This window comes from Gordonia sp. C13 (assembly GCF_023218005.1).
GTDB classification, from domain to species: Bacteria; Actinomycetota; Actinomycetes; order Mycobacteriales; family Mycobacteriaceae; genus Gordonia; species Gordonia namibiensis.
This window is the reverse complement of sequence record NZ_JALPSY010000040.1, coordinates 1-24,480: the sequence shown is the minus strand read 5'-3', so window position 1 is coordinate 24,480 and position 24,480 is coordinate 1. Positions and strand designations below refer to the sequence as shown.

Annotated in this window: 24 protein-coding genes; 8 read left to right on the top strand and 16 right to left on the bottom strand. The window is 69.0% G+C overall.

All coding sequences use genetic code 11. The features are described 5' to 3' along the window. The 9 genes from M1L58_RS22190 to clpS all read right to left on the bottom strand — a co-directional run. On the bottom strand, positions 1 to 761 hold a 761-nt coding region (locus tag M1L58_RS22190), incomplete at its 3' end, for a cyclic nucleotide-degrading phosphodiesterase (RefSeq protein ID WP_248660495.1). A gap of 80 nt (positions 762 to 841) precedes the next feature. Then, the gene (murI, locus tag M1L58_RS22185; protein ID WP_308221837.1) at positions 842 to 1,672 is read right to left on the bottom strand and encodes a glutamate racemase; all 831 of its coding nucleotides are present in this window, start codon (positions 1,670 to 1,672) and stop codon (positions 842 to 844) included. Further along, entirely contained in the window at positions 1,669 to 2,304 is a 636-nt protein-coding gene (locus tag M1L58_RS22180) for a rhomboid family intramembrane serine protease (protein WP_248660494.1), read from the bottom strand. Before M1L58_RS22180 ends, murI begins: the two co-directional genes overlap by 4 nt. A gap of 52 nt (positions 2,305 to 2,356) precedes the next feature. After that, positions 2,357 to 3,328, bottom strand: a complete 972-nt coding sequence (locus M1L58_RS22175; protein WP_248660493.1) for a PLP-dependent cysteine synthase family protein — start codon at positions 3,326 to 3,328, stop codon at positions 2,357 to 2,359. Positions 3,329 to 3,330: 2 nt separating this feature from the next. Then, positions 3,331 to 3,606: a MoaD/ThiS family protein gene (locus tag M1L58_RS22170; RefSeq protein WP_006868082.1), complete on the bottom strand. Its 276-nt coding sequence runs from the start codon at positions 3,604 to 3,606 to the stop codon at positions 3,331 to 3,333. A gap of 2 nt (positions 3,607 to 3,608) precedes the next feature. Next, positions 3,609 to 4,016 carry a Mov34/MPN/PAD-1 family protein gene (locus M1L58_RS22165; protein ID WP_006868081.1) on the bottom strand — a complete coding sequence of 136 codons (408 nt, stop codon included), beginning with the start codon at positions 4,014 to 4,016 and terminating at the stop codon, positions 3,609 to 3,611. Positions 4,017 to 4,174: 158 nt separating this feature from the next. After that, the gene (locus M1L58_RS22160; protein ID WP_248660492.1) at positions 4,175 to 5,284 is read right to left on the bottom strand and encodes a P1 family peptidase; all 1,110 of its coding nucleotides are present in this window, start codon (positions 5,282 to 5,284) and stop codon (positions 4,175 to 4,177) included. A gap of 16 nt (positions 5,285 to 5,300) precedes the next feature. Beyond that, complete coding sequence (aosR, locus tag M1L58_RS22155) at positions 5,301 to 5,876, bottom strand: oxidative stress transcriptional regulator AosR (RefSeq protein WP_248660491.1); 576 nt, start codon at positions 5,874 to 5,876, stop codon at positions 5,301 to 5,303. 77 nt (positions 5,877 to 5,953) lie between these two features. Further along, positions 5,954 to 6,277, bottom strand: a complete 324-nt coding sequence (gene clpS / locus M1L58_RS22150; protein ID WP_040536833.1) for an ATP-dependent Clp protease adapter ClpS — start codon at positions 6,275 to 6,277, stop codon at positions 5,954 to 5,956. A 21-nt stretch (positions 6,278 to 6,298) separates the two neighbouring features. Here clpS and M1L58_RS22145 point away from each other — a divergent pair, with 21 nt between their 5' ends. The 5 genes from M1L58_RS22145 (at position 6,299) to glgB (ending at position 14,908) form a co-directional block, all read left to right on the top strand. Next, positions 6,299 to 7,606, top strand: coding sequence for a nicotinate phosphoribosyltransferase (locus M1L58_RS22145; protein WP_248660490.1), 1,308 nt, complete (start codon positions 6,299 to 6,301; stop codon positions 7,604 to 7,606). A 34-nt stretch (positions 7,607 to 7,640) separates the two neighbouring features. Beyond that, complete coding sequence (locus M1L58_RS22140; protein WP_248660489.1) at positions 7,641 to 8,252, top strand: isochorismatase family protein; 612 nt, start codon at positions 7,641 to 7,643, stop codon at positions 8,250 to 8,252. Between the two features lie 87 nt (positions 8,253 to 8,339). Further along, positions 8,340 to 10,448 (top strand): ATP-dependent DNA helicase, encoded by a 2,109-nt coding sequence (locus M1L58_RS22135; protein WP_248660488.1) that lies wholly within the window; start codon positions 8,340 to 8,342, stop codon positions 10,446 to 10,448. 151 nt (positions 10,449 to 10,599) lie between these two features. Next, positions 10,600 to 12,600, top strand: a complete 2,001-nt coding sequence (locus tag M1L58_RS22130) for a maltotransferase domain-containing protein (protein WP_248660487.1) — start codon at positions 10,600 to 10,602, stop codon at positions 12,598 to 12,600. A 139-nt stretch (positions 12,601 to 12,739) separates the two neighbouring features. Further along, complete coding sequence (glgB, locus tag M1L58_RS22125; protein WP_248660497.1) at positions 12,740 to 14,908, top strand: 1,4-alpha-glucan branching protein GlgB; 2,169 nt, start codon at positions 12,740 to 12,742, stop codon at positions 14,906 to 14,908. A gap of 69 nt (positions 14,909 to 14,977) precedes the next feature. On the opposite strand, the gene M1L58_RS22120 is transcribed toward glgB, so the two are convergent. From M1L58_RS22120 to M1L58_RS22100, 5 genes are all read right to left on the bottom strand, one after another. Further along, positions 14,978 to 15,931 (bottom strand): tetratricopeptide repeat protein, encoded by a 954-nt coding sequence (locus M1L58_RS22120; protein ID WP_248660496.1) that lies wholly within the window; start codon positions 15,929 to 15,931, stop codon positions 14,978 to 14,980. Between the two features lie 59 nt (positions 15,932 to 15,990). Then, positions 15,991 to 17,241, bottom strand: a complete 1,251-nt coding sequence (locus M1L58_RS22115; protein WP_248660486.1) for an MFS transporter — start codon at positions 17,239 to 17,241, stop codon at positions 15,991 to 15,993. Beyond that, positions 17,242 to 17,556, bottom strand: a complete 315-nt coding sequence (locus M1L58_RS22110) for a thiamine-binding protein (protein WP_040536829.1) — start codon at positions 17,554 to 17,556, stop codon at positions 17,242 to 17,244. 28 nt (positions 17,557 to 17,584) lie between these two features. Next, complete coding sequence (locus tag M1L58_RS22105; protein WP_040536842.1) at positions 17,585 to 17,980, bottom strand: DUF3817 domain-containing protein; 396 nt, start codon at positions 17,978 to 17,980, stop codon at positions 17,585 to 17,587. A gap of 70 nt (positions 17,981 to 18,050) precedes the next feature. Beyond that, the gene (locus M1L58_RS22100) at positions 18,051 to 19,253 is read right to left on the bottom strand and encodes an acetyl-CoA C-acetyltransferase (RefSeq protein ID WP_248660485.1); all 1,203 of its coding nucleotides are present in this window, start codon (positions 19,251 to 19,253) and stop codon (positions 18,051 to 18,053) included. 85 nt (positions 19,254 to 19,338) lie between these two features. Between M1L58_RS22100 and mce the strand changes: the two genes are divergently transcribed. Continuing rightward, positions 19,339 to 19,821: a methylmalonyl-CoA epimerase gene (gene mce, locus M1L58_RS22095; RefSeq protein ID WP_248660484.1), complete on the top strand. Its 483-nt coding sequence runs from the start codon at positions 19,339 to 19,341 to the stop codon at positions 19,819 to 19,821. Positions 19,822 to 20,048: 227 nt separating this feature from the next. After that, positions 20,049 to 21,002, top strand: coding sequence for a hypothetical protein (locus M1L58_RS22090; RefSeq protein ID WP_248660483.1), 954 nt, complete (start codon positions 20,049 to 20,051; stop codon positions 21,000 to 21,002). 69 nt (positions 21,003 to 21,071) lie between these two features. Here M1L58_RS22090 and nucS read toward each other — a convergent pair whose 3' ends face one another. Further along, positions 21,072 to 21,755, bottom strand: coding sequence for an endonuclease NucS (gene nucS / locus M1L58_RS22085; RefSeq protein ID WP_154883682.1), 684 nt, complete (start codon positions 21,753 to 21,755; stop codon positions 21,072 to 21,074). A 202-nt stretch (positions 21,756 to 21,957) separates the two neighbouring features. Further along, positions 21,958 to 23,391 (bottom strand): glutaminase A, encoded by a 1,434-nt coding sequence (gene glsA, locus M1L58_RS22080; protein WP_248660482.1) that lies wholly within the window; start codon positions 23,389 to 23,391, stop codon positions 21,958 to 21,960. A gap of 147 nt (positions 23,392 to 23,538) precedes the next feature. Here glsA and M1L58_RS22075 point away from each other — a divergent pair, with 147 nt between their 5' ends. Further along, positions 23,539 to 24,405, top strand: coding sequence for a universal stress protein (locus M1L58_RS22075; RefSeq protein WP_248660481.1), 867 nt, complete (start codon positions 23,539 to 23,541; stop codon positions 24,403 to 24,405). The last annotated feature ends 75 nt before the right edge of the window (positions 24,406 to 24,480 follow it).

The window sequence follows — 24,480 nt, the reverse complement described above, 5'->3', positions numbered from 1 at the left end:
GCGAGATCGATGACCTGTCCCTGACGCACGAGGTCAACCGGCCCGGAGAACGTGCTGCGGGCCTCGGCGAGGATCTCCGCGGAGTCCGTCCACGGCGCGACGTGGGTGATCGCGAGCGCGCGCACATTCGCCTTCGTCGCGGCCTCCCCCGCCTCGATCCCGGACATGTGCAGGTCCGGCGGGCGTTCGGAGGGGGCGTGGGTCCACGACGCCTCGCACAGGAACAGGTCGGCGTCGGCGGCGAGGTCGATGAGTTCGTCGCAGGGCGCGGTGTCACCGCTGTAGGCGATCACCTGCCCTTCCGGTCCGGTGATGCGTAATCCGTAGGTCTGCGGCGGATGGTTGACCTTCACCGACTTGATCCGCATGCCGCCGAGGGTGATCTCGACACCGTCCCGCCACTCGTGGACGTCGAAGGTGTCGGAGATGTCGTCGACCTGGCCGGGGTACTCCGACGAGCCGTGGCCGATCCGCAGGGCGGTACCCGGCGGTCCGTAGAGGGGCGCGCGTCCCGTCGCCGCCGACGGCGCGTACCGGCGCCACACCAACATCGCGGGCAGATCCAGGCAGTGATCGGCATGGAGATGGCTCAGGACCACCGATACCCCACAGGGATCGGTCACCCGTTGCAGTTCTCCGAAGACACCCGGTCCGCAATCGATCAGCACCGGCTGTTCGCCGGGGACAGAGAGCAGGTAGCCGGAGCACGCCGCCCCCGGTCCGCCCACACTGCCCGAACATCCGAGGACCGTGAGACGCATACGCCCTACTGTGCCATGCCCGCGCGAGTTGCTGTCGGGTTACCGGGTCACAAGTGGGCAGCGAAGATTGCCCGAGCCCGCTAAAGGTGCTGGACAGCACCGACGACGGGTCCGAGGAACCGCCGCGACAGCTTGGCGAACATCTCGGGGTCGCCGGTCGCCTGGAAGACGCGCGATGCCTCCCGGCCGGTGTGCGGGTGCAGCAGGTCGGACTCCGTGAGGACGCGGTAGAGGTCCTTGGCCGTCTCCTCCGCGCTGGACACGAGCGTCACCTCATCGCCCATCGCGAGCTGCAGGACGCCGGTCAGCAACGGGTAGTGCGTGCAGCCGAGCACGACCGTGTCGACCCCGGCCTCCTGGAGTGGTTCGAGGTACCCCTGTGCCAGACCGAGGATCTGGCGGCCGCTGGTGATCCCGCGTTCGACGAAGTCGACGAAGCGCGGGCACGGCACGGCGGTGATCACCGCATCGCGGGCCGCGGCGAACGAATCCTGGTATGCGCGTGAGGAGATGGTGGCCTCGGTGCCGAGCACACCGATCCGGCCGTTCTTGGTGGCGACCACCGCGCGACGCACCGCGGGAAGCACGACCTCGACCACCGGGATCGGCGCGTAGCGTTCGCGGGCGTCACGCAGGCAGGCGGCGGACGCGGTGTTGCAGGCGATGACGATCGCCTTGACGCCCCGCTCGGCGAGGTCGTCGCCGATTGCCAGCGCATGCTTGCGGATCTCGGGGATCGTCAGCGGACCGTACGGCCCGTTCGCGGTGTCGCCGATGTAGACGATGTCCTCGTCGGGCAGCAGGTCCATGACGGCGCGCGCCACGGTCAGACCGCCGACGCCGGAGTCGAAGATCCCGATGGGTGCCTCGGGATCGGAGGTCCAGACGGGCCCCCCGGGTTGTGCGGCTATGACGCCACCCCCGGGGTCACGGTGCGCTTTCGCTGTTTGTGGTCGCGCGAGGCGAGGAACCAGGCCGCGAGTACACCGGCGATCGCGCCGAACAGGTGCGCCTGCCACGAGACCAGCGGGTCCGACGGCAGCACACCCCACAGGATCGATCCGTAGATCAGGAAAAGCACTGCGCCGCCCAGGATCTGCCAGAGGTCACGGTTGAACAGGCCCCGCACGATGAGGAAGGTGAGCCAGCCGAAGATGATCCCCGACGCGCCGACGGTCGGCGAGTACGGCGCCGCGAACAACCACACGCCCAGGCCGGACACGATCCAGACGATGGCCGTGACGATCAGGAAGCGCCGGGTCATCAGCACCAGGAAGCACAGGACCGCACCCGGCATGAGGTTGGCCAGCAGGTGCTGCCAGTCGGCGTGCAGCATGGGGGCCCAGAGGATTCCGTCGAGGCCGTCGACATCTCGGGCGACGATGCCGTTCTGGTCCAGGTCGTACCGCGTGGCAGCGTCGATCAGCTCGATGACGAACAGCACCGCGATGATGCACACGGTGGTGATCAGCGAGCGCAGCCAGAGCGGGCGGGACCGCCGCGGCTCCTGCTGCTGCCCGACCGGTGGGGTGTACGACGTCATGGCCAGTTTCTCTTCGGGTCTCGACTCTTCGGGTGGCGTTCCGGCGGACCGGTCACGCCCAGAGCTGACCTTCGAGTGCCTGCTCCGCGTCGTCCAGGCTACCTTCGTAGACCCCGGTCGAGAGATACTTCCATCCCGCGTCGGGCACCACGAAGCCGATGTCGGCGCGGACACCGCCCTTCAGGGCCCGGCGACCGATGCCGCGCGCGGCCTGCAGGATCGCGCCGGTGGAGATGCCCGCGAAGATGCCCTCGAGGTCGATCAGCTCACGTACACGGGCGACCGCGTCGACGCCGGTCACCGAGAACCGGCGGGTGAGCACCGAGTCGTCGTAGAGCTCCGGGATGAAGCCCTCGTCGATGTTGCGCAGGCCGTACACCTCGTCGCCGTAGCGCGGTTCGGCGGCGACGATCTCGATGTCCGGTTTGCGTTCGCGCAGAAAGCGTCCGACGCCCATGAGCGTCCCGGTGGTGCCCAGGCCCGCGACGAAATGGGTGATCTCCGGCAGATCGGCATAGAGCTCGGGGCCGGTTCCCTCGTAGTGGGCGGCGACGTTCGCCTGGTTGCCGTACTGGTAGAGCATCACCCAGTCGGGGTTCTCCGACGCCAGCTTCTTGGCCACGGCGACAGCAGTGTTGGACCCGCCGGCGGCCGGCGAGGAGATCACCTCCGCGCCGAACATGCGCAGCAGCGAGCGACGCTCCTCGGAGGTGTTCTCCGGCATCACGCAGATCAGTTGGTAGCCCTTGAGTTTCGCGGCCATGGCCAGCGAGATCCCGGTGTTGCCACTGGTCGGTTCGAGGATCGTCGAGCCCGCGTGCAGGAGCCCGTCGCGTTCGGCCTGCTCGATCATGCGTAGCGCCGGCCGGTCCTTGATGGAACCGGTCGGGTTGCGGTCCTCGAGTTTGGCCCAGAGCCGGACGTGCGGTCCGTCGGCCGTGTCGTCCCAGCGAGGGGACAGTCTCTGGAGCCCGATCAGCGGGGTGTTGCCGACCGAGTCGATGAGTGAGTCGTAGCGTGCCACGTTCAGCAGCCGCCGGCGACGGCGGGCAGGATGGTCACCTCGTCACCGTCGTCGATGGAAGTGTCGAGACCGCCGGAGAACCGGACGTCCTCGTCGTTGACGTAGATGTTGACGAAGCGGTGGAGCTTCCCGTCCGCGACGAGGCGCTCCTTGAGTCCGGGGTTGCCCGACTCGAGGTCGTCGATGAGTGCCGAGAGCGTGGTCCCGGAACCCTCGACGCGCTTGGCGCCGCCGGTGTGGGTCCGCAGGATCGTCGGGATGGACACGGTGACTGGCATATTCAGCTCCTGATCTCGATCTCTTCTTCGGTGACCGTGCCGTCGACGATGCGATAGCTACGGATCTCGGCGGTCTCCGGGTCCCGGGTGGACACCAGCACGTAGTGGGCACCGGGCTCGCCGGCGTAGGAGATGTCGGTGCGGCTCGGGTAGGCCTCGGTCGCGGTGTGCGAGTGGTAGATCACCACCGGCTCCTCGTCGCGGCGATCCATCTCGCGCCACACGGACAGCTGCTCGGCGGAATCGAACCGGTAGAACGTCGGCGACCGTTCGGCGTTGATCATCGGGATGAACCGCTGCGGGTCGTCGGAACCCTCCGGCCCGGCGATCACGCCGCACGCCTCGTCGGGATGATCGGCGCGCGCGTGCGCGACCATCGCGTCGACGAGTTCCTGATCGATCTTCAGCATCGCTGTCCCGTTCTCCTTCGCAGACGCGGGGCCCGTACGGGCACGTCAGATCGGCGACCGGTCGTCGCGCATGTCCCGAGGGGGAACGCCGGACCGCGGACACCTATTCCGAAGCCGGTTATGACCGGCGTCACCGGCGGCGGATCGGAGCGGGCGAGTCAGCCGAACGCCGACGGCGCGGCTTGGGCGTATGTGGGTATCGAGGCCACCGACTCGGCGGCCAGCACGGCGTCGACGATCGCCCGCTGGACGACGTCGGCCGCACATCGGGACACCTCGGCGATGATCGCCGCGTCCGCGTGCATCCCGGGCGGGGAGACGGTCGCCGGGTCGCTCGACTCCGGTCGCACCGCACCGGTGGCGACGGCGAAGATGGTGTCGCCGTCGAGCGGCGAATGGGCCGGGCGGATGGCCCGGCCGAGACCGTCGTGGCCGGCCATGGCGATCCGGCGGGTCATCGCCGCGTCGAGCGCGGCATCGGTGGCGACGACGCCGATCGTGGTGTTCAGGACGGTGTGTTTCTCCGCGAGTTCGGCCAGGTGCGCGATGTCGGCGGCCTCGGGACGTCTGAGGCCCAGTTCGGCCAGTTCGTCCTCGCCGAGGTCCCACGGCAGCCCGGTCTTCGGGTCGATGACCGCGCCCACCGGGTTGGCGATCATCAGCGCACCGACGGTGATGCCGGCCGCCGGGCCGGTCTCGATCCTCACCGACGCGGTGCCGACGCCGCCTTTGAGCGCGCCGGCACGGGCACCGGCGCCGGCCCCGACACTGCCGACGGCGAAGTCGACGGCGGCCGCGCGGACCGCCTCGGCACCGAAGTCGGCGTCGGGCCGGTGATCCCACGCGCCGACCGGCAGGTCGAAGATGACCGCCGCGGGGACGATGGGCACCACGTGTCCCCTGGTGTCCATGGGCAGGCCGACACCCTCGGCCTCTAGCGCTCGCATCGCGCCGTCGGCCGTCGCGAGGCCGTAGGCGCTGCCACCACTGAGCACGATGGCGTGCGCGGTCTGCACGGTGTTCGACGGATCGAGCAGATCGGTCTCCCGGGTGCCCGGGCCTCCGCCGCGTACGTCGACCGCCGCGATCGCGCCCGGCCCCGAGATCCGGACCACCGTGGTGCCGGTGGCCCAGCCGTGGCCGTCAGGTGCGCCGGCGGTGCCGGCCACCTCGGCGTCGGCGTCGACACGGTGACGGTGTCCGACGGTGATCCCGGCGACGTCGGTGATGCGGTCACCCGGGCGGGCGGATCGTCCGATGGTGGTCACACCGGAGAACTGTAGGTCACATCACCGCTTCGACGAGCAGATCCTGCATCACGGTCAGCCAGTGATAGACGTCGAGATGGGCGGCGTGCGGATGGTCGGGCGGCAGCCGATCCGGGGTGTCCTCCGAGATGCCGAGCATCGCCCCGAGCGCGAGACGGACGTCGTTGAGAGCGGTGAGCCAGGCGGTCGCCTCGTCGACGGTGAGCGCGAGGTCGCCGCCCCCGTCCGGCAGCGTGTCGAGAAGTGTGTGTGCCGCACTGAGTTTGGCGTCGATGATCTTCGGCTCGTTGACGCTCCGCAGCGCGGAGTTGAGCCGGCCGTTGACCACTTCTGCGGAGAGTTCCTCGTCCTGATCCGGCCGGTGGAAGTCCGGCAGCAGACGACCGAGGGTGGCGTCGTCCGGCGCATCGGAGTGGCCGATGCGGATGCCGGTGACCTCCGACAGCGCATCGCTCGGCGCGGTGTCGGCACGTTCGGTGAGGAGCTCACACATCGACGAGACCAGCGACGCGAGCAACTCGGCCTCGTGCGAGTCGAGTTGGGAGACGATCCGGATCGACTCGCCGCGGCCTTTGCGTTTCCAGGTGCGCACGCCTCAGTGTCTCCCCACCGTCGGATCATCCCCAGGCGAGGACGGTCCGGACCCGAGCCGCAACATCTCGGGCCCGGTCATGAATCGCGCTGCATGGTGGCCCACAGGCCGGCCGCGTGCAGTTTGCGCACGTCTCCCTCGACCTTGTCCCGATCGCCGCTGGAGACGACGGCCTTGCCCTCGGTGTGCACCTGCATCATGAGCTGATTGGCGTGCGACTCCGAGTAGCCGAAGATCTTCTGGAAGACGAAGGTCACGTACCGCATCAGATTGACGGGGTCGTCCCACACGACGGTCATCCAGGGTTTGTCGAGATCCGCCGCGCCGTCGGCCACTGCGGGTTCGGCAACCGCAGTACCGCCGGGGGTAGCCTCGTGCGCACGAGTTTCGTCAGGCGCCATGAGGACAAGGGTAACGCGATAGTGAGCATCGACAACACCGCGCTGCTGACCGACCAGTACGAACTGACCATGGTCGCGGCGGCACTCCGGCACCCGGTCGCGCACCGGCCGTGCGTGTTCGAGGTGTTCGCCCGCCGGCTTCCCGACGGTCGTCGGTACGGCGTCGTCGCGGGTACCGGACGTGTCCTCGCCGAGCTCGCCGAGTTCCGTTTCGGCGACGAGGAGATCGCCGTCGTGGAGCAGTTCCTCGACGTCGAGACCGTCGCGTGGCTACGCGACTACCGCTTCTCCGGTGACATCGACGGCTTCCGCGAGGGCGAGCTCTACTTCCCGGGCTCCCCGATCCTCACCGTCCGGGCGTCCTTCGCCGAGGCGGTCCTCCTCGAGACGTTGATCCTGTCGATCCTCAACCACGACAGCGCGATCGCCTCGGCCGCCGCCCGCATGGTCAGTGCGGCCGGGTCCCGCCCGATCATCGAGATGGGCTCCCGGCGCACCCACGAGCGCGCCGCCGTCGCCAGTGCCCGCGCCGCCTACCTCGCCGGTGTCGCCGCGACGTCGAACCTCGAGGCGAATCGCCGGTTCGGGGTGCCCAGCGCGGGCACCGCCGCCCATGCCTTCACCCTCGGCTTCACCGGGCCCGACGGCCCCGACGAGAAAGCCGCCTTCGCCGCACAGATCGAGGCGCTCGGCATCGACACCACATTGCTGGTCGACACCTACGACATCACCCAGGGCGTGCGGAACGCGATCGAGGTCGCCGGCCCCGGACTCGGCGCGGTGCGCATCGACTCCGGCGATCTCGGCGTGCTCGCGCGTCAGGTCCGCACGCAACTCGACGACCTCGGCGCGACGAACACCAAGATCGTGGTTTCCGGCGACCTCGACGAGTACGCGATCGCCTCGCTGCGCGCCGAGCCGGTGGACAGCTACGGGGTCGGGACCGCGCTGGTCACCGGTAGCGGCGCACCGACCGCGGGTATGGTCTACAAGCTCGTCGAGGTCGACGGACTGCCCGTCGCCAAGCGGTCGAGCCACAAGGAATCGCGCGGCGGGGCCAAGGCGGCCGTGCGGGCCGCACGGGGCAGTGGGACGATCGTGGAGGAGATCGTCTACCGAGCCGACGGGCCACGCCCCGAGGCCGACGGCGGTCTCCACCTCCGGGATCTGCAGATCCCGCTGGTCCGCGGCGGGGAGCCGGTGGCATCGCTGCCCTCACTGACCGACGCGCGTGCCCACCTCGCGGCAGGGCTGGTGAGTCTGCCGTGGGAGGGCCTCGGCCTCTCGCACGGAGACCCGGCGGTGCCGACCCGCTACCAGCTCGGCTGACGAGCACACCCTTCGATCCGCCAGGGAGTACCTGATGAGCAGCGAACGCAGCGACGGCACCAAGCCGGCCGACGCGTTGGTCGTCGTCGACGTCCAGAACGACTTCTGTGAGGGCGGCTCCCTCGCGGTCAACGGCGGTGCCGCCGTCGCCCGGGCGATCACCAAGACCCTCGGCGAGTACCGGACCGTCGTCGCGACCCGCGACCACCACATCGATCCGGGCGCGCACTTCTCCGACGAGCCCGACTACGTCGACACCTGGCCGCCGCATTGCGTGGTGGGCACCGACGGCGTCGCGTTCCACCCCGAATTCGATTTCGCCGCAGCGCAGGCGGTCTTCTCCAAGGGCGAATACGACGCCGCGTACTCCGGTTTCGAGGGGATCGCCGAGGACGGGACCACCCTCGAGCAATGGCTTCGCGACCACAAGATCTCGTCGATCGACATCGCGGGCCTGACCACCGATCACTGCGTCCTCGCCACCGCACTCGACGCGGTGAAGGCGGGCTTCACGACCCGGGTGCTGCTCAACTTCACCGCGGGAGTCGGTACGGAGACCACGTCCGACGCGCTGTCGAGCATGCGTGAGGCCGGGGTCGAACTCGTGGGCGACCTGCTCTACGACGGCTCGTACGGCACGGGTTAGTCCCCCGAGGGAACCGCAGAGGCCGCGGATCCGTCTGAAACCACACACCCATCTCGCCCATCTCGAACGAGGACCCCGGAACACCCCATGCCGAACACTCCCCCGCTGACCGAACTGCTCGACACCGCGGTCTCCGCGCTCGGCGGCCGTCGACGTGACGGGCAGGTCGCGATGGCCTCCGCCGTCGCACACGCCATCGACACCGGCGAGCATCTCGCCGTGCAGGCGGGCACAGGTACCGGAAAGTCGCTGGCGTATCTCGTACCGGCGATCCGGCACGCGGTGGAGACCGGCCGGACCGTCGTGGTGTCGACGGCGACGATCGCGTTGCAGCGGCAGCTGATCGAGCGCGACCTCCCCCGTCTCGCCGGGGCCCTCGCCAAGCCGATCGGCCGCAAGCCGACCTTCGCGATTCTCAAGGGCCGCGGAAACTACCTGTGCCTCAACAAGATCCACTCGGGAAAGGCCGACGAGCCGGACACCGAGTTGTTCGATCCGTTCGAACTGTCCCGCACCGGACGCGAGGTCACCCGGCTGCGCGAGTGGAGCAGCGACACCGAGACCGGCGACCGCGACGACCTCGTCCCCGGTGTCGCCGACCGTGCCTGGCGCCAGGTCAGCGTGTCCGCGCGCGAGTGCCTCGGCGCCGCCAACTGCTCCTACGGTGAGGATTGCTTCGCCGAGCAGGCCCGTCGCCAGTCCGGGAAGGTCGACGTGGTGGTGACCAACCACGCGTTGCTGGCCATCGATGCGACGAGCCCGGCGAACGTCCTGCCCGAACACGACGTGGTGATCATCGACGAGGCCCACGAACTCGTGGACCGGATGACCTCGGTGGCGACCGACGAACTGTCCACGTCCTCGATCGCGCTCGTCTCCCGACGCGTGGGCAAGCTCGTCGACGAGGAGACGGCCGACGCGCTCCTCGGCGCCGGTGAGCAACTCGGCGAGCTCCTGGAGACCGCCCCGAAGGCGCAATGGACGCAGCTGCCTCCCGACGCGACCTCCGTGCTGGTGATGTTGCGTGACCGACTGTGGCAGACCCGGACCGCGATCGGCCCGGTGCGCGCGCCGGGGGCCGGTGACGACGGCGCGGCCGCGGCGCGGTCGGCGGCACTCACCTCGCTCGACGACATGCACGACACGGTCGTGCGCGTCCTCGGCGCCTTCGACGAACCCGACGAGTCCAAACGGCGTGACGTGGTGTGGGTCGGCCTCGACACCTCCCGGCGGGGTGCCGAACCCCGGCCGGTGCTGCACATCGCGCCGCTGTCGGTCGGTGGCCTCCTGCGGGCGTCGCTGTTCTCCAACTCGACGGTCGTCCTGACCTCCGCGACCCTGACGATCGGCGGCTCCTTCGACGCCCTGGCCGCGACATGGGGCCTGCCCGCCTCCGGGCGCGGCACCGACCGTCCCGCCGCCGACGAGCCGGGCGACGACCCGACCACCGATCCGGCGGCCTCGCGCAACATCACCGCCAGCGGCAAGGCGGTGCCCTCCGACACGGGTTCGGCGCGGTGGACGGGCCTCGACGCCGGCTCCCCGTTCGACTACCCGAAGTCGTCGATCCTCTATGTGGCCCGGCACCTGCCCCGTCCCGACCGTTCGGGCATCGCGCCACGCACGATGGACGAGATCGCCCAGCTCGTCGACGCCGCCGGGGGCCGCACGCTGGGACTCTTCTCGTCGATGCGCGCCGCCCGCGAGGCGGCCGAGGCCATCCGCGAACGCTGTGAGTACCCGGTGCTGTGCCAGGGCGACGACACCACCTCGACGCTGGTCAAACGCTTCGCCGAGGACCCCGAGACGTGCCTGTTCGGCACGCTGTCGCTGTGGCAGGGCGTCGACGTGCCCGGACCGTCGCTCAGCCTCGTGCTCATCGACCGCATCCCGTTCCCGCGCCCCGACGATCCGCTGCTGACCGCACGGCAACGCGCGGTCGACGCCCGTGGTGGCAACGGCTTCCTGTCGGTGGCAGCCAATCACGCGGCACTGCTCCTCGCGCAGGGCGCCGGTCGACTGCTGCGTTCGGTCGACGACCGCGGCGTCGTCGCGGTGCTCGACTCCCGGCTCGCCACGGCCGGTTACGGGGGTTACCTGCTCGCCTCGTTGCCGCCGATGTGGCGGACCACCGACCCCGCGGTCGTCCGCTCCGCCCTCAGCCGACTCACCGCGGCACCGCGCCCGGTGGGCTGATCGGCCCGCGGGGAGACACCCGACACGAGGACCGCGTACGACAAGACAATCGGCTACGCGGGGCACTAGGTTGGGTAGCGGTGATACCAACGCAGGCGAGACCGACAACGCACCCTGGCCAGTCGCAGGAGCTGACGAGAGGAGGCTTCGAGTGATCGGGCGCATGGGTATCGATGACATCGCACCCCTCGTCTCCGCAGGGCAACAGCCCGCGAAAGCCGTTGTGGGAGAATTCTTCCCGGTCAGCACCACCGCATGGCGCGAGGGCCACGACGCGATCGGCGTCACCCTGCACATCGAGGCACCGCAGCGCGGAACCATCGATATCCGCATGACGCCGGCGCCCGAACCGGACACGTTCAACGCCGCCTTCGTCCCCGACGCGGTCGGTTTCTGGTCGTACCGCATCGAGGCCTGGAGCGACCCGTACACCACCTGGCGGTCGGCGGTCATCAAGAAACTCGACGCCGGCCAGGGCGCCGCAGACCTGGCCAACGACCTCGAGATCGGCGCCCGCATCCTCGAGCGCGCCGCCGAGGACATCGTCGACGAGAACCGCGAACTCCTGCTCGACGCCGTACGTCTGCTCCGCGCCCGACGCCGCCGGGTCGAGAACCGGGTGAGCCTGGCGATCTCCGAGGAGGTCGTCGAACTGCTCCACGACAACCCCGTCCGCGAGCTGGTCACCAAGAGCCGCACCTACCGTGTGTGGGTCGACCGCACGCGCGCCCTCTTCGGGTCCTGGTACGAGTTCTTCCCCCGCTCCACCGGCGGCTGGGACGGCGAGGGCAACCCGGTGCACGGCACCTTCCTCACCGCCACCGAGGACCTCCCCCGCATCGCCGGGATGGGCTTCGACGTCGTCTACCTCCCGCCGATCCATCCCATCGGCGAGATCAACCGCAAGGGACGCAACAACACGCTCGTCGCCGGGCCGGACGACGTCGGTTCGCCGTGGGCCATCGGGTCGAAGGACGGCGGCCACGACGCGATCCACCCGCAGCTGGGTTCCGAGGAGGACTTCGAGTACTTCGTCGGTCGCGCCCGGGAACTGGGCCTCGAGGTCGCCCTCGACCTCGCCCTGCAGTGCGCACCCGACCACCCCTGGGCGACTGAACACCCCGACTGGTTCTTCATCCAGCCCGACGGCACGATCGCCTACGCGGAGAACCCGCCGAAGAAGTACCAGGACATCTACCCGCTCAACTTCGACGACGACCGCAACGGCATCTACCGAGCGGTGCTGAAGGTGGTCCTGCACTGGGTCGGCCTGGGCGTCAACATCTTCCGCGTCGACAACCCGCACACCAAGCCGCCGAACTTCTGGGAGTGGCTGATCAGCGAGGTCAAGAAGCGGAACCCGGACGTGCTGTTCCTGTCCGAGTCGTTCACCCGGCCCGCGCGCCTGTACGGGCTCGCCCGGCTCGGGTTCACCCAGTCCTACACGTACTTCACCTGGAAGACGGAGAAGTGGGAACTCGAGCAGTTCGGTCGTGAACTGGCCGAGCACGCCGACGAGGCGCGCCCCAACCTGTTCGTGAACACCCCGGACATCCTCCACGAGAGCCTGCAACACGGCGGCCCGGGCATGTTCGCACTGCGCGCCGCCCTGGCCGCGACCCTCGCCCCGACCTGGGGCGTCTACAGCGGTTACGAACTCTACGAGCACGTCGCGGTCGCCGAGGGCAGCGAGGAGTATTTGGACTCCGAGAAGTACGAGCTGCGCCCGCGCGATTACAAGGCGGCCGCAAGCCGCGGTGAGTCGCTGGAGCCGTGGATCACCTCGCTCAACGAGATCCGCCGCCGGCATCCCGCCCTGCAGCAGCTGCGGAACATCCACTTCCACCACGTCGACAACCCGTCGCTCATCGCCTACTCGAAGATCGATCCGGTGACCGGCGACCGCGTCGTGGTGGTCATCAATCTCAACCCGTACGCCGCCGAGGAATCGACCGTATGGCTCGACCTGCCCCGACTCGGATTCGAGTGGTACGACCACTTCTCGGTCCGCGACGAGGTGTCCGGGGAGGAGTACTGGTGGGGGCAGGACAACTACGTCCGGCTCGAGCCGTGGCGCGCGGTGGCCCACATCCTGGCCCTGCCGCCGCTCGATCCCGCCGCCGCCGCGCGACTCGCCTACCGAATCCAGTGAGGTGCCCGTGACCGATCGTCGTGATCCCGAGTCCCCCACCGACCCCGAGTCCCCCACCGACCCCGAGACGCCCACCGGCCCGGAGACGCCCGCCGGCGCCGCAGGTTCTCTCCCCGACCCGAGGGCGAACGACCACGACCTGCGCCGCCTCGACGCGCTGACCCATCCGGAGCCGCACGCGTTCCTCGGGGCGCACGACGCACCGGGCGGGACCACGATCCTGCGCACCCTGCGACCCGACGCGCTGTCGGTGTCCGCGGTCATCGGCGGCGTCGATCACCCGATGACCCGCCAGACCGACGACCTGTGGGTCGTCACCGTGCCGATCGCCGACCTGATGGACTACCGCTACCGGGTCGTCTACCCCGACGGTTCCGGCGGCACCGCCGAGTTCGTGGTCGCCGACGGCTACCGGTTCCTGCCGAGCCTCGGCGACATCGACATCCACCTGTTCAGCGAGGGCCGGCACGAAGCGCTGTGGGAGGCCCTCGGGGCGCGCGTGGTCTCCTACACCACCGCCGACGGCGAGGTCACCGGCACCGCGTTCTCGGTGTGGGCGCCCAACGCGCACGGTGTGGCCGTCATCGGGGACTTCGACCGGTGGACCGGCCGTGTGGCACCCATGCGCAAGATCGGGGTCAGCGGTGTCTGGGAGGTGTTCGTCCCCGACGTCGGCGACGGCGCGCACTACAAATTCCGGGTGCACGGCGCCGACGGTGTGATCCGCGACAAGGCCGATCCGATGGCCTACCGGACCACGCCCCCGCCGTCGACCGCGTCGGTCGTCACGCAGTCGCAGCACGTCTGGTCCGACGACGCCTGGATCGCGCGCCGGGAGGCCTCCTCGCCCGAGCGCGAGCCGATGAGCGTCTACGAGGTGCACCTGGCGTCGTGGCGTCAGGGCCTGGGTTACCGCGAGCTCGCCCATCAGCTCGCCGACTACGTCGTCGAGAAGGGCTTCACGCACGTCGAGTTCCTCCCGGTGGCCGAGCATCCCTTCGGTGGTTCCTGGGGCTATCAGGTGACGTCGTACTACGCGCCGACGGCCCGGTTCGGGACCCCTGACGACTTCCGCTATCTCGTCGACCACCTGCATTCGCGTGGCATCGCGGTGCTCGTCGACTGGGTGCCGGCGCACTTCCCCAAGGACGAATGGGCACTGGCCCGCTTCGACGGCACCCCGCTCTACGAGCACGCCGACCCGATGCGCGGCGAGCAACTCGACTGGGGCACCTACGTCTTCGACTTCGGCCGTCACGAGGTCCGCAACTTCCTCGTCGCCAATGCGCTGTTCTGGTTCAGCGAGTTCCACATCGACGGTCTGCGCGTCGATGCCGTCGCGTCGATGCTCTACCTCGACTACTCACGTCCCGACGGACAGTGGCGGCCCAACATCCACGGCGGCCGCGAGAACCTCGAGGCGGTGCAATTCCTGCAGGAGACCAACGCGACGGTGCACAAGCATTTCCCCGGCGTCATCACCGTCGCCGAGGAGTCCACCGCCTGGCCGGGCGTCACCCGGATGACCGATCTCGGCGGCCTCGGTTTCAGCTTCAAATGGAACATGGGCTGGATGCACGACAGCCTCGATTACCTGTCGCGGGATCAGATCCACCGCAGCTTCCACCATCACGAGATCACCTTCTCGCTGATGTACGCGTGGAGCGAGAACTTCGTGCTGCCGCTGTCGCACGACGAGGTCGTCCACGGCAAGGGCACGCTCTGGACGCGGATGCCCGGCGACTCCTTCACCAAGGCCGCCGGCGCACGCGTCTACCTCGCCTACATGTGGTCGCATCCCGGCAAGCAGCTGCTGTTCATGGGCCAGGAATTCGGCCAAGTCGGCGAGTGGGCCGACAACCGCAGCCTCGACTGGCATCAGCTCGAGGGCTGGGAGGGAGAACTGCACTCCGGTATCTCGGCGTTGGTCACCGACCTGAACCGGATCTACCGGGCATCCCCTGCGCTCTACACCCAGGACATCACGCCCCTCGGCTACGAGTGGATCGACGCCAACGACACCGCGAACAACGTGATCAGCTTCCTGCGGTTCGGGGAGGACGGCTCGGTCGTCGCCTGCATCTTCAACTTCTCCGGCTCGGACCGTGTCGACTATCAGGTCGGGCTGCCGCAGAGCGGGGTGTGGGAAGAGATCCTCAACACCGACGCCGACGCCTACAGCGGCGCGGGCCGCGGCAATCTCGGAGCGGTGACCGCCGACGGGCCGTCGTATCACGGCCGCCCCACCTCGGCCCGGGTCATGCTGCCGGCCAACTCCGCCATCTGGCTGGCTCCCCGCCGTCCGTAAACCCACCATTCATGGGCAAACCCAGCACCTCGAGGGTGCTGGGTTTGCCGAAAAGGGGTGGGTCTGCGGTCAGTAGAGCGCGCTGGCCAGCTTTCGCCGAGCGGACACCACGAACGGTTCGGCCGGATCGAACAGCTCGAACAGCTCGAGCAACCGCGTCCGGGCGCGGGTGCGCTCCTCGCCGTTGGTCACGCGGACCACGTCGATGATGCGGTCGAAGGCCGCCTCGGGCTGCTGCGACAGCAGCAGGACATCCGCGGCCGCGAGCTGGGCGTCGATGTCACGCGGTGTCGCGGTCTCGACGATGCTCGGGTCGTGCGCCTGCGCGCGCAGGATGAACTCGAGGTTCCGCGCCGCCGACGCCGCCTCGACGTTCTCGGGTTCGGCCTCCGCGACCGCGCGGTAAGCGGCCAGCGCTCCGTCGAAGTCGCCGTCGTTGAGCTTCTCCTCGGCGGCGAGCATGCGCGGATCGGTCTGCTCGGGCTCGGGTGCCGCACCGGCGGGAGCGTCCGGCAGCACATTGCCGACCTGCGCGAAGATCTCGTCGATCCACGCGGTGATCTCCGCCTCGGACCGGACCCCGTTGAACGCGGTGACCGGTTGTCCCTGCACGATCGCGACCACCATCGGGATCGACTGCACCCGGAAGGCCTGCGAGATGCGGGGATTGGCGTCGACGTCGACCTTGGCGAGCACCCAGCGGCCCCCGGACTCGGCGGCGAGACGCTCGAGGACCGGCGAGAGCTGCTTGCACGGCCCGCACCATTCGGCCCACAGGTCGACGACGACGAGCTGCTGCATCGACCGGTTGAGAACCTCGGCCTCGAAGGTCTCCTCGGTGACGTCGATGACGCTCGCACCGGCCGCCGCGGGGGGTGCGGGCGGGGGCGGTGTGCCGGCGCCCGGGGTCTCGTCCGGTTGCGCCTGCGCGCGCTGGGTGGCCTGGGCCCGCTGCGACTGGGCGCGTTGGGCTTCGGCCCGTTCCTTGATTCCGCCGAGATCGACGGCACCGGTCATGGCCATGGCGGCAGCAGCCTGCTGACGGGCCGCCGCGGCGGCCTGCTGACGATTGGTTGGTCGCGTCACTCCTCTAGTGTGGCACGGCCACCCGGGCTCGACGACCGAGGTTCGCCCAGCGCGGACACCGGTCGTTCGCGCGGGCGGACCACACCGGCGAAGAACACGGCCAGCAACAGTGCGGCCAGCGCTGCGAGCAGTCCGGTGTCGAGACTCGTTCGGCTGCTGATGAACCCGACGACGGCGGGACCTGCGAGCATGCCGAGATACCCGCAGCCGACGACGATCGAGATCGTCCGGCCACCCGCGGAATCGGTGAGGTTGCCCGCGGCGGTGAAGATCTGCGGGATGAGGCCGGCCAGTCCCAGGCCGAAGACGGCCCATCCGGCGACGGCGAGTGCGGGTACCGGGGAGGCGATCGCGATCGTCATGCCGGCCATGCCGACGAGCGCGCCGACCCGGAGCACGCGGACCGCACCCACCGCGGCCACCACCGGGTCGATGACGAATCTCGCGATGGTCATCGTCGCGCTGAACGCACCGAACGCGATCGCGCCGATCGCCTCGCTGGTCCCGTGGCTCTCGACGATGTGCAGGGCACTCCAGTCGTAGGCGGTGCCCTCGGCGAGCATCAGCCCGAAGGCGACGACCGCGAGGAGCACCAGTCGACGCCGGTCGATGCCGTGCCACCACGACCCGGTGCCGGTGGACGAAGTGTCCGACGACGGGCTCGCCGCGGGCGTCTCGTCGTGTCCGACCAGGTGACGCGCCACCACGGCGACCGCCACGAAACCCACGATCGCCGCGCATGCGACCGTCGGCACGACCCCGACGTCAGCCCACAGCGTCGCGGCGACCACGCCGGAACCGACGAGGCTGCCCGCCGAGAAGAACCCGTGGAACGACGACATGATCGGTCGGCGGTAGGCGCGTTCGACCGCGACGGCCTGGGCGTTCATCGAGACGTCGAGACACCCGTTCGCGAAGCCGAAGGCCGCGAGGGCGGCGCCGAGGGTGAGCGTGTCGACGGCCAGGACCGGCGTGATGATGACACCCGACAGGAGCAGGGCGGCAACGGTGGTCAGCGGTCTAGAACCCCAGCGGTCGATGAGGGGGCCACACACCTGCATGCCGACGAACGCGGAACCGCCGAGCAGCAGCAACAGACCGCCCAGTTCGTCGTGTCCGACGTCGGTGCGTTCACTGATGACCGGGATGTGTGCCACCCACATGGCGGCGAGGAAACCGTTGAGAGCGAAGACCGTGGCGACCGCCCGCCGGGAGCGGCGGAGTTCGGTCGCGAGGTGCACCTGCACTCAGGAGCCCGAACCCAGGTGGCGTTCCACCCGCTCGACCTTGCCCGTGAGTTCGCCGGTGTGCCCGGGACGGATGTCGGCCTTGAGCACCAGACCCACGCGCGGAGCATGGGCGGCGACGGCGTCGGTGGCGGCCTTGACCACCGCCATCACCTCGTCCCAGTCGCCCTCGAGGTAGGTGAACATCGAGGTGGTCTGATGCGGGAGCCCGGACGCGCGAACGACCTCGACGGCGGCCGCGACCGCCGCACTCATCCCGCCGTCGTCGTCGACGGCGGTTCCGCCCGAGGGCGTGAGGCTGAATGCGACGATCAGTGGACTACCTCCGGGTCAGGCGGTTGGATCAGGCGGGGGCCTGCTGCGTCGACTGTCCGGTCGACAGCTCTGCGAGGTGGCCGTTGCGCTTGACCCACCACTCGAAGACGATCGTGCCGAACGGCGGGATGCTCGACGCGAGTGCCAGCAGGGTCACGATCGGGATGCCGATGCGTCGACCGCCGAGCGGGATCTCCCACTTCACGTCGTTCCACTTGAGCTGGTACGCGGTGATCAGGGCGACGATCACGAAGATGATGAAGACGGCGCCGTGGGTGGCGCCGGGAAGTGCGATGGCCTCGGGGTCGTCGTTGACGCGCTTGAGGACCATCCCGACGATCAGCCACGCCCAGGTGATCGCCTCCGCCACGGCGACGAGGCGGAAGCGCTTGGCGGGCGTGCTCAGGTCGAAGAAAGACAGCATGTTCCCCATTGTGCCTGCCGGCGGAGACTTCTACGACAAAGTGTCGTAGAAGTCTCCTTCAGCGGATCTGTCAGGCCTTCGGGACGCGGACGATCAGGGCATCGCCCTGGCCGCCTGCACCGCACAGTGCGGCCGCGCCGACGCCGCCGCCGCGACGCTGCAGTTCGAGGGCGAGGTGCAGGGTGATCCGGGCACCGGAGGTACCGATCGGGTGGCCGACGGCGATCGCTCCGCCGTTGACGTTGATCTTGTCCTCGTCGACGCCGAGCTGCTGGGCCGAGGCCAGGCCGACCGCGGCGAAGGCCTCGTTGATCTCGATGAGGTCGAGGTCGGCGGGGGCGATGCCCTCACGGGCACAGGCCTTGGCGATCGCGTTGGCCGGCTGCGCCTGCAGGCTGGAGTCCGGACCCGCGACGACGCCGTGGGCACCGATCTCGGCGAGCCAGGTCACGCCCAGCTCCTCCGCCTTGGCCTTGGACATCACGACGACCGCGGCGGCACCGTCGGAGATCTGCGAGGAGTTGCCCGCGGTGATGGTGCCGTCCTTGCGGAAGGCGGGGCGCAGACCCGACAGCGACTCGGCGGTGGTGTTGGCACGGATGCCCTCGTCCTCGGCGAACTGGATCGGGTCACCCTTGCGCTGCGGGATCGAGACCGGCACGACCTCGTCGTCGAACACGCCGTTCTTCCAGGCGGCGGCGGCGAGCTGGTGGCTGCGGGCTGCGAACTCGTCCTGCTGCTCGCGGGTGAAGCCGTCCTTGTCGTTGCCCTGCTCGGTGAGAGCACCCATCGGCTGATCGGTGAAGGCATCGTGCAGGCCGTCGAACGCCATGTGGTCGACGAGCTCGGTGTTGCCGTACTTGAACCCACCGCGGCTGTTCGGCAGCAGGTGCGGGGCCTGGGTCATCGACTCCTGGCCGCCGGCGACGACGACGTCGAACTCACCGGCGCGGATGAGCTGGTCGGCGAGCGCGATGGCGTCGATACCCGAGAGGCACATCTTGTTGATGGTCAGGGTCGGGACGTCCCAGCCGATACCGGCCTTGATCGCGGCCTGACGAGCCGGCATCTGACCTGCCCCCGCGGTCAGCACCTGGCCCATGATCACGTATTGGACCTCCGAGGCCGGGACCCCGGACTTCTCCAGGGCGCCCTGGATCGCCACCGCACCCAGGTCGACGCCACTGAAGTCCTTCAGCGAGCCCAGGAGGCGGCCGAAAGGAGTACGTGCGCCGGCGACGATGACCGTCGTGTTGTCAGCAGTCGAGGACATGGAAAGGAACCTCCGGGGGTGGTCGTGCGAGGGGCTACCGAGCGCCCGCTCTGTGCGCTCTACCCCTCAACGCTACCGTTGTGACATGAGCACCTCTGCATCTGACCCCAGCACTTCTGCCGGCGCGACCGCGCTGATCTCCGACCTGGTCGTCGCAATCGACCACGTCGGTATCGCCGTTCCGGACCTGGACGCTGCCAAAGAGTGGTATGCGACACACCTCGGCTTCGAGACGCTCCACCAGGAGACCAATGCCGAGCAGGGTGTCGAGGAGGCCATGGTCGGCCCCGCCGGCGGTGGCGCCGTCATCCAGCTCCTCGCCCCGCTGAACGAGGAGTCGACGATCGCGAAGTTCATCGGTCGCAACGGACCCGGACTGCAGCAGCTCGCGGTCCGCGTGACCGACGTCGACGCCGTCATGGCCCGCCTGACCGAGGCCGGCGTCCGCGTCCTCTACCCCGCCGCCAAGCGGGGCACCGCGAACTCGCGCATCAACTTCGTCCATCCCAAGGATGCGGGGGGCGTCCTCCTCGAGCTCGTCGAGCCGGCCGCCGACGCAGCGCACTGATCGTTTCCACGCTCCGCCTCGGCCCAAAACCGTTCGGCCGCTGACGAAATCCTCTCGGTTCGCACCCGGCCCGCACGCTGAGACGAATGCCGATGACGGCGCGTGGACACCCGAGTGGTCGTCCACGCGCCGCCACCGAAGGGCGTGTCGCCGATAAGGCCGACACCGCACCCCGCCCGGCTCCGACCGGGCTTCGACAGCCGGGCGTCTCGGATACACTGGCCCGCATGCCAGGTCCCGCACGGCAATTGCCCTTCGCGATCGTGATGCGCGGTTATGACCGTGAGCAGGTCGCCGACCATCTCCAGCGACTCGATGCCGAGTTGCGGGTTCTCGCCGCCGATCGCGACGCCGCCACCGCCAACGCCCACGAGCTCGCCTCCCATCTCGAAGAGGCGCGCGACGAGATCGCCGAACTCCGGCGCGAGATCGACAAACTCTCGGTGCCGCCCACCACCGCTCAGGGAATGAGTGAGCGCCTCTCACGCATGCTCCAACTCGCCTCCGACGAGGCCTCGGAGATGCGCGCCGAGGCCTCCGCCGAAGCCGCCGAGACTCTTTCGATCGCACGCCAGGAAGCCGCCGACATGCGCTCCGAGGCGGCCGCCGAGGCAGAGCGGATCCGCAGCGAGGCGCAGGCGGCGGCGAAGAAGCTCGTCGACGAGGCCTCGGCCCGCGCCCGCCAGGTCAAGGAGACCGCCGCGGCCAACGAGTCCGAGTCGGCACGCCTCATCGCCGAGCGAACCGCAGCGATGGAGGCCGAGCACACCAAGACGATGAAGGCGGCCAACGACGAGGCCCGCCGCATCGTCGAGAAGGCGAAGGCCGAAGTCGCCGAGCTGGAAGCCGTCAGCGAACGTGAACGTGCCGCCGAACGCGAACGTCACGATGCCGAAATCGCCGACCAGCGTGAGCGCGCACTCGACGAGGCCAACCACATCCGGCAGACCGCGCTCGACATCGCCGGCGAACGCCTCAACCGGTCGCGCGAGATGGCGCAGGCGGCCGACCGAGCGCGCCAGGAGATCGCGGCCAACCTGGGTCAGCTCCGCGACAAGCTCGCCGAACTGCCCGAGTTGCTGGCGCAGCCGGAGGACTCCGAGTACGACGTGCTCTCCGACACCGACGATCTCGAGCTGCTCAATCGCAAGCTGTCGCCGGAGGCCCGCGCCAACGCCTGAGCGGCATTCCGCGGGTCAGGTGTTCCGCAGTCGGAGCACCTCAGTAGGAGCTGAAGCTCTGAGGTCGGCTCAGAAGAGCCGGAACTCCGTGCTCTCCGCACCGCGCAGTGCTTCGTAATCCAGCACGACGCAACGTATTCCACGGTCTTCGGCGAGGGTTCGCGCCTGCGGCTTGATCTGCTGCGCGGCGAAGACACCGGCCACCGGGGCCAGGGTGGTGTCGCGGTTGAGCAGTTCCAGGTAGCGGGTGAGCTGCTCGACGCCGTCGATCTCGCCGCGTCGTTTGATCTCCACGGCCACAGTCGCGCCAGTGGCGTCGCGGCAGAGCAGGTCGACCGGTCCGATCGCCGTCATGTACTCGCGGCGGATGAGGGTGTGGCCGGGCCCGAGGGTCTCCACGTGTTCGGCGAGCAGTTCCTGCAGATGCGCCTCGACGCCGTCCTTGACCAGACCCGGGTCGATGCCGAGCTCATGCTGTGAGTCGTGCTCGATCGACGCGATGGTGATCCGCAGTTCTTCGCCGGCCTTGTTGGTGACGACCCAGTAGGCCTCTGCCTCGGTGCCCTCGGGGACGGCGGCCTCGGTGAGCCAGCACGGCGGGCTCATCCAGTTCAGCGGCTTGTAGGCGCGGTCGTCGGCGTGCACGCTCACCGACCCGTCGGACTTGATCAGAAGCAGACGCTTGGCCATGGGCAGATGGGCGGTCAGCCGCCCGACGTAATCGACCTGACACTCCGCGATGACGAGACGCACGAGCCCACCCTAGGGCATCGGCTGCACCGTTCTCACGTCCCCGCGCCGTTCCTCACGATCCCGCGGCGGGCCCTGAGGAGCGACCGGAGCCTGCGGAGGACGCCCCCTACCGCTCCCTGAGGAGCGACCGGAGCCTGCGGAGGACGCCCCCTACCGCTCCCTGAGGAGCGACCGGAGCCTGCGGAGGACGCGTCACGAAGGGTCACTGGTCGTAGTAGTGCTTGAGCATGAAGGTCTCCGCGTCGATGACCGCATCCTCCATCGCCGTGTGGACGTGCGGGAGGGTCGGATCGAAGCCCTTGAGGTCGACCGGCGCATCGGGATTCGGGGTGAGCCACTCCTCGCGCTGCCGTTCCACACTGGCTCGCACGACGCCGTCGGGATCGACGAGCGCCGCACGACGACCACTGTCGGCGAGCAGTCGTTTGATGCTGAGCACCATGGTCCGCGCGACCGCGTCGATGACACCGAGTCGTGAGATCTCGACGATCACCACGGTGAAGTCGTCCATGTCGGCCACTAGCCGCCGGTGAACGCTCTCGGCCCCGGCGAAGGTCAGGTCGCCCTGCAACTCGTAGACGCGAATCCGGTCGCGGCAGGTGCGCAGATAACTGCGCTCGCGTTCGCTCCACTCCGAGCTCACCGGGGTGTCGGTGAGGTCGTAGACCGTGCGGATGGTCACCCGGCTCTCGCGGGTGACGTTGAACATGTGGAGCCCGAGGTCCTTCGACAGGTGCTGGCACGTCTCGACGCCACGGACGCTGTTGCCGTGCTCGTCGAGTCGAGGCGAGTACACACCGATTCCCAGCTGCCCCGGCAGCACGGCGAGGATGCCGCCGCCCACGCCGCTCTTGGCGGGCAGGCCGACGGAGGTGACCCAGTCGCCGGCCCCGTCGTACATGCCGCAGGTGGTCATCACGCTGAGCAGCCGCTGGGCGATCTCATGGGTGAACACCAGACGGCCGGTGCGCGGATTGAGGCCACCGTTGGCGATGGTCGCGCCGATGCCGGCGAGATCGTCGGTCGTCACCCGGATCGAGCACTGGCGGTAGTAGAGGTCGATGGCCGCATCCGGATCGGTGTCCAGCGCACCGAAGCTGTCGAGCATGTACGCGATCGCACGGTTACGCGAGCCGGTGGCCGACTCAGACGCGTAGACCTCTTCGTCCATCGAGAGACGACGACCCGCACAGCCCGAGTAGAAGTCGAGGATCTCGGCGAAGGCCGACTCGATGTCGGCAGCGGTCACGTCACGAGTCGCCGGGAGCAGCATGGACGCCGCGAAGATGGCTCCGGCGTTGATCATCGGGTTCTTGGGGCGCCGGCGATCGTCGACGCTGATCTCGTTGAAGGCCTCACCCGACGGTTCGACGCCGATCTTGGCGTCCACCGCGGCGACCCCGTGCTTTCGTAGGGCCATCGCGTACGTCAGGGGCTTCGACACCGACTGAATGGTGAAGGTCGTGGTGGAATCCCCGTGCGAGTACGTGAAGCCGTCATGGACACACATCGACAACCCGTATCCCTCGGGATCGACGACGGCCAGTTCGGGGATGTAGTCGGCGACGTGGCCGGACAGGTCGTCACGAACGTTGTCCATGATGTGGCGGAGATAGCCGTCGACAAGGGATTCCATGGGGCAATCTAAGCGTGTCCAGCGACGATCGGGTAGCCGACGCGGCGGACGACGCGACGAGGCACACAACAGCCGGGAATCCGGCACAGACGTGACTAGGCTGGGGCCCGAGTGAGTTCCGCCCCGAGGAGACAGTTGGGAGCACCGATGAAGCTGCTCGTCGCATACATCGCCACCTCCGGGGGCGAGGACGCGGTGGCCCTGGGTGCGTGCCTGGCACGCACCTTCGACGCCGAACTCGAGATCTGCATCGTCATCCCGCCCGAACCGGCCGGGGCCGACGACGCGGTGGAGAGACTCTCCGACGCCCTCGACAGCGCAGCACGACGCTGGCTCGACGAGGCGGCCGCTCGCCTACCCGACGACATCGAGACCACGACGACCATCGCCGAGCACGCCAATCCGGCCGAGGGACTCATCATCGAGGCCCGACGCACCAAGTCAGACATCCTCGTCATCGGCGGAGCCGGCGGAGGGATCAGCGGTCGGCACACGCTCGGAACGGTCGTCAACGACATCCTGCATTCGTCGCCCATCCCAGTGGCGGTCGCACCGCCCGGTTTCGCGCATCTCGGCGCCGACGAGGTCCGGGAGATCACCGTGACCATCGGTGACCGTCCGGGTGCGCCCCTGCTGTTCGAGACCGCCATCCGCAGTGGCATTCGAGCTCATCGGCCGATCCGACTGGTGTCCATTCTCGCGATCGACGACATGCAGCCCTGGCGGAACGTCCCCGAGGACACGGCGATCGAATCTGCTCGCGCACATGCCCAACGGGCCCTCGACGAAGCGAGAATCCAACTGCCGGAGAACTTCCCGGTCACATCGACGGTCGCACAGGGCTCCACGATCGAGGAAGCGGTCGAGGCGCTCGAGTGGCACGACGGCGATGTGGTGATGGTCGGTTCGAGCCGGCTGGCCGCCCCGAACACGTTGTTCCTGGGTTCCACAGCTGCGAAGATCCTTCGCGCGGTCTCCGTCCCGATGATCGTGGTGCCCAAGGGCACCGACTGACCCCGCCGCCGCCGGCTCGGGGTTTCGTAGAAGTTGTGCGCGCTATAGCCGCAGTGTTTCTACATTCTGGCGGGC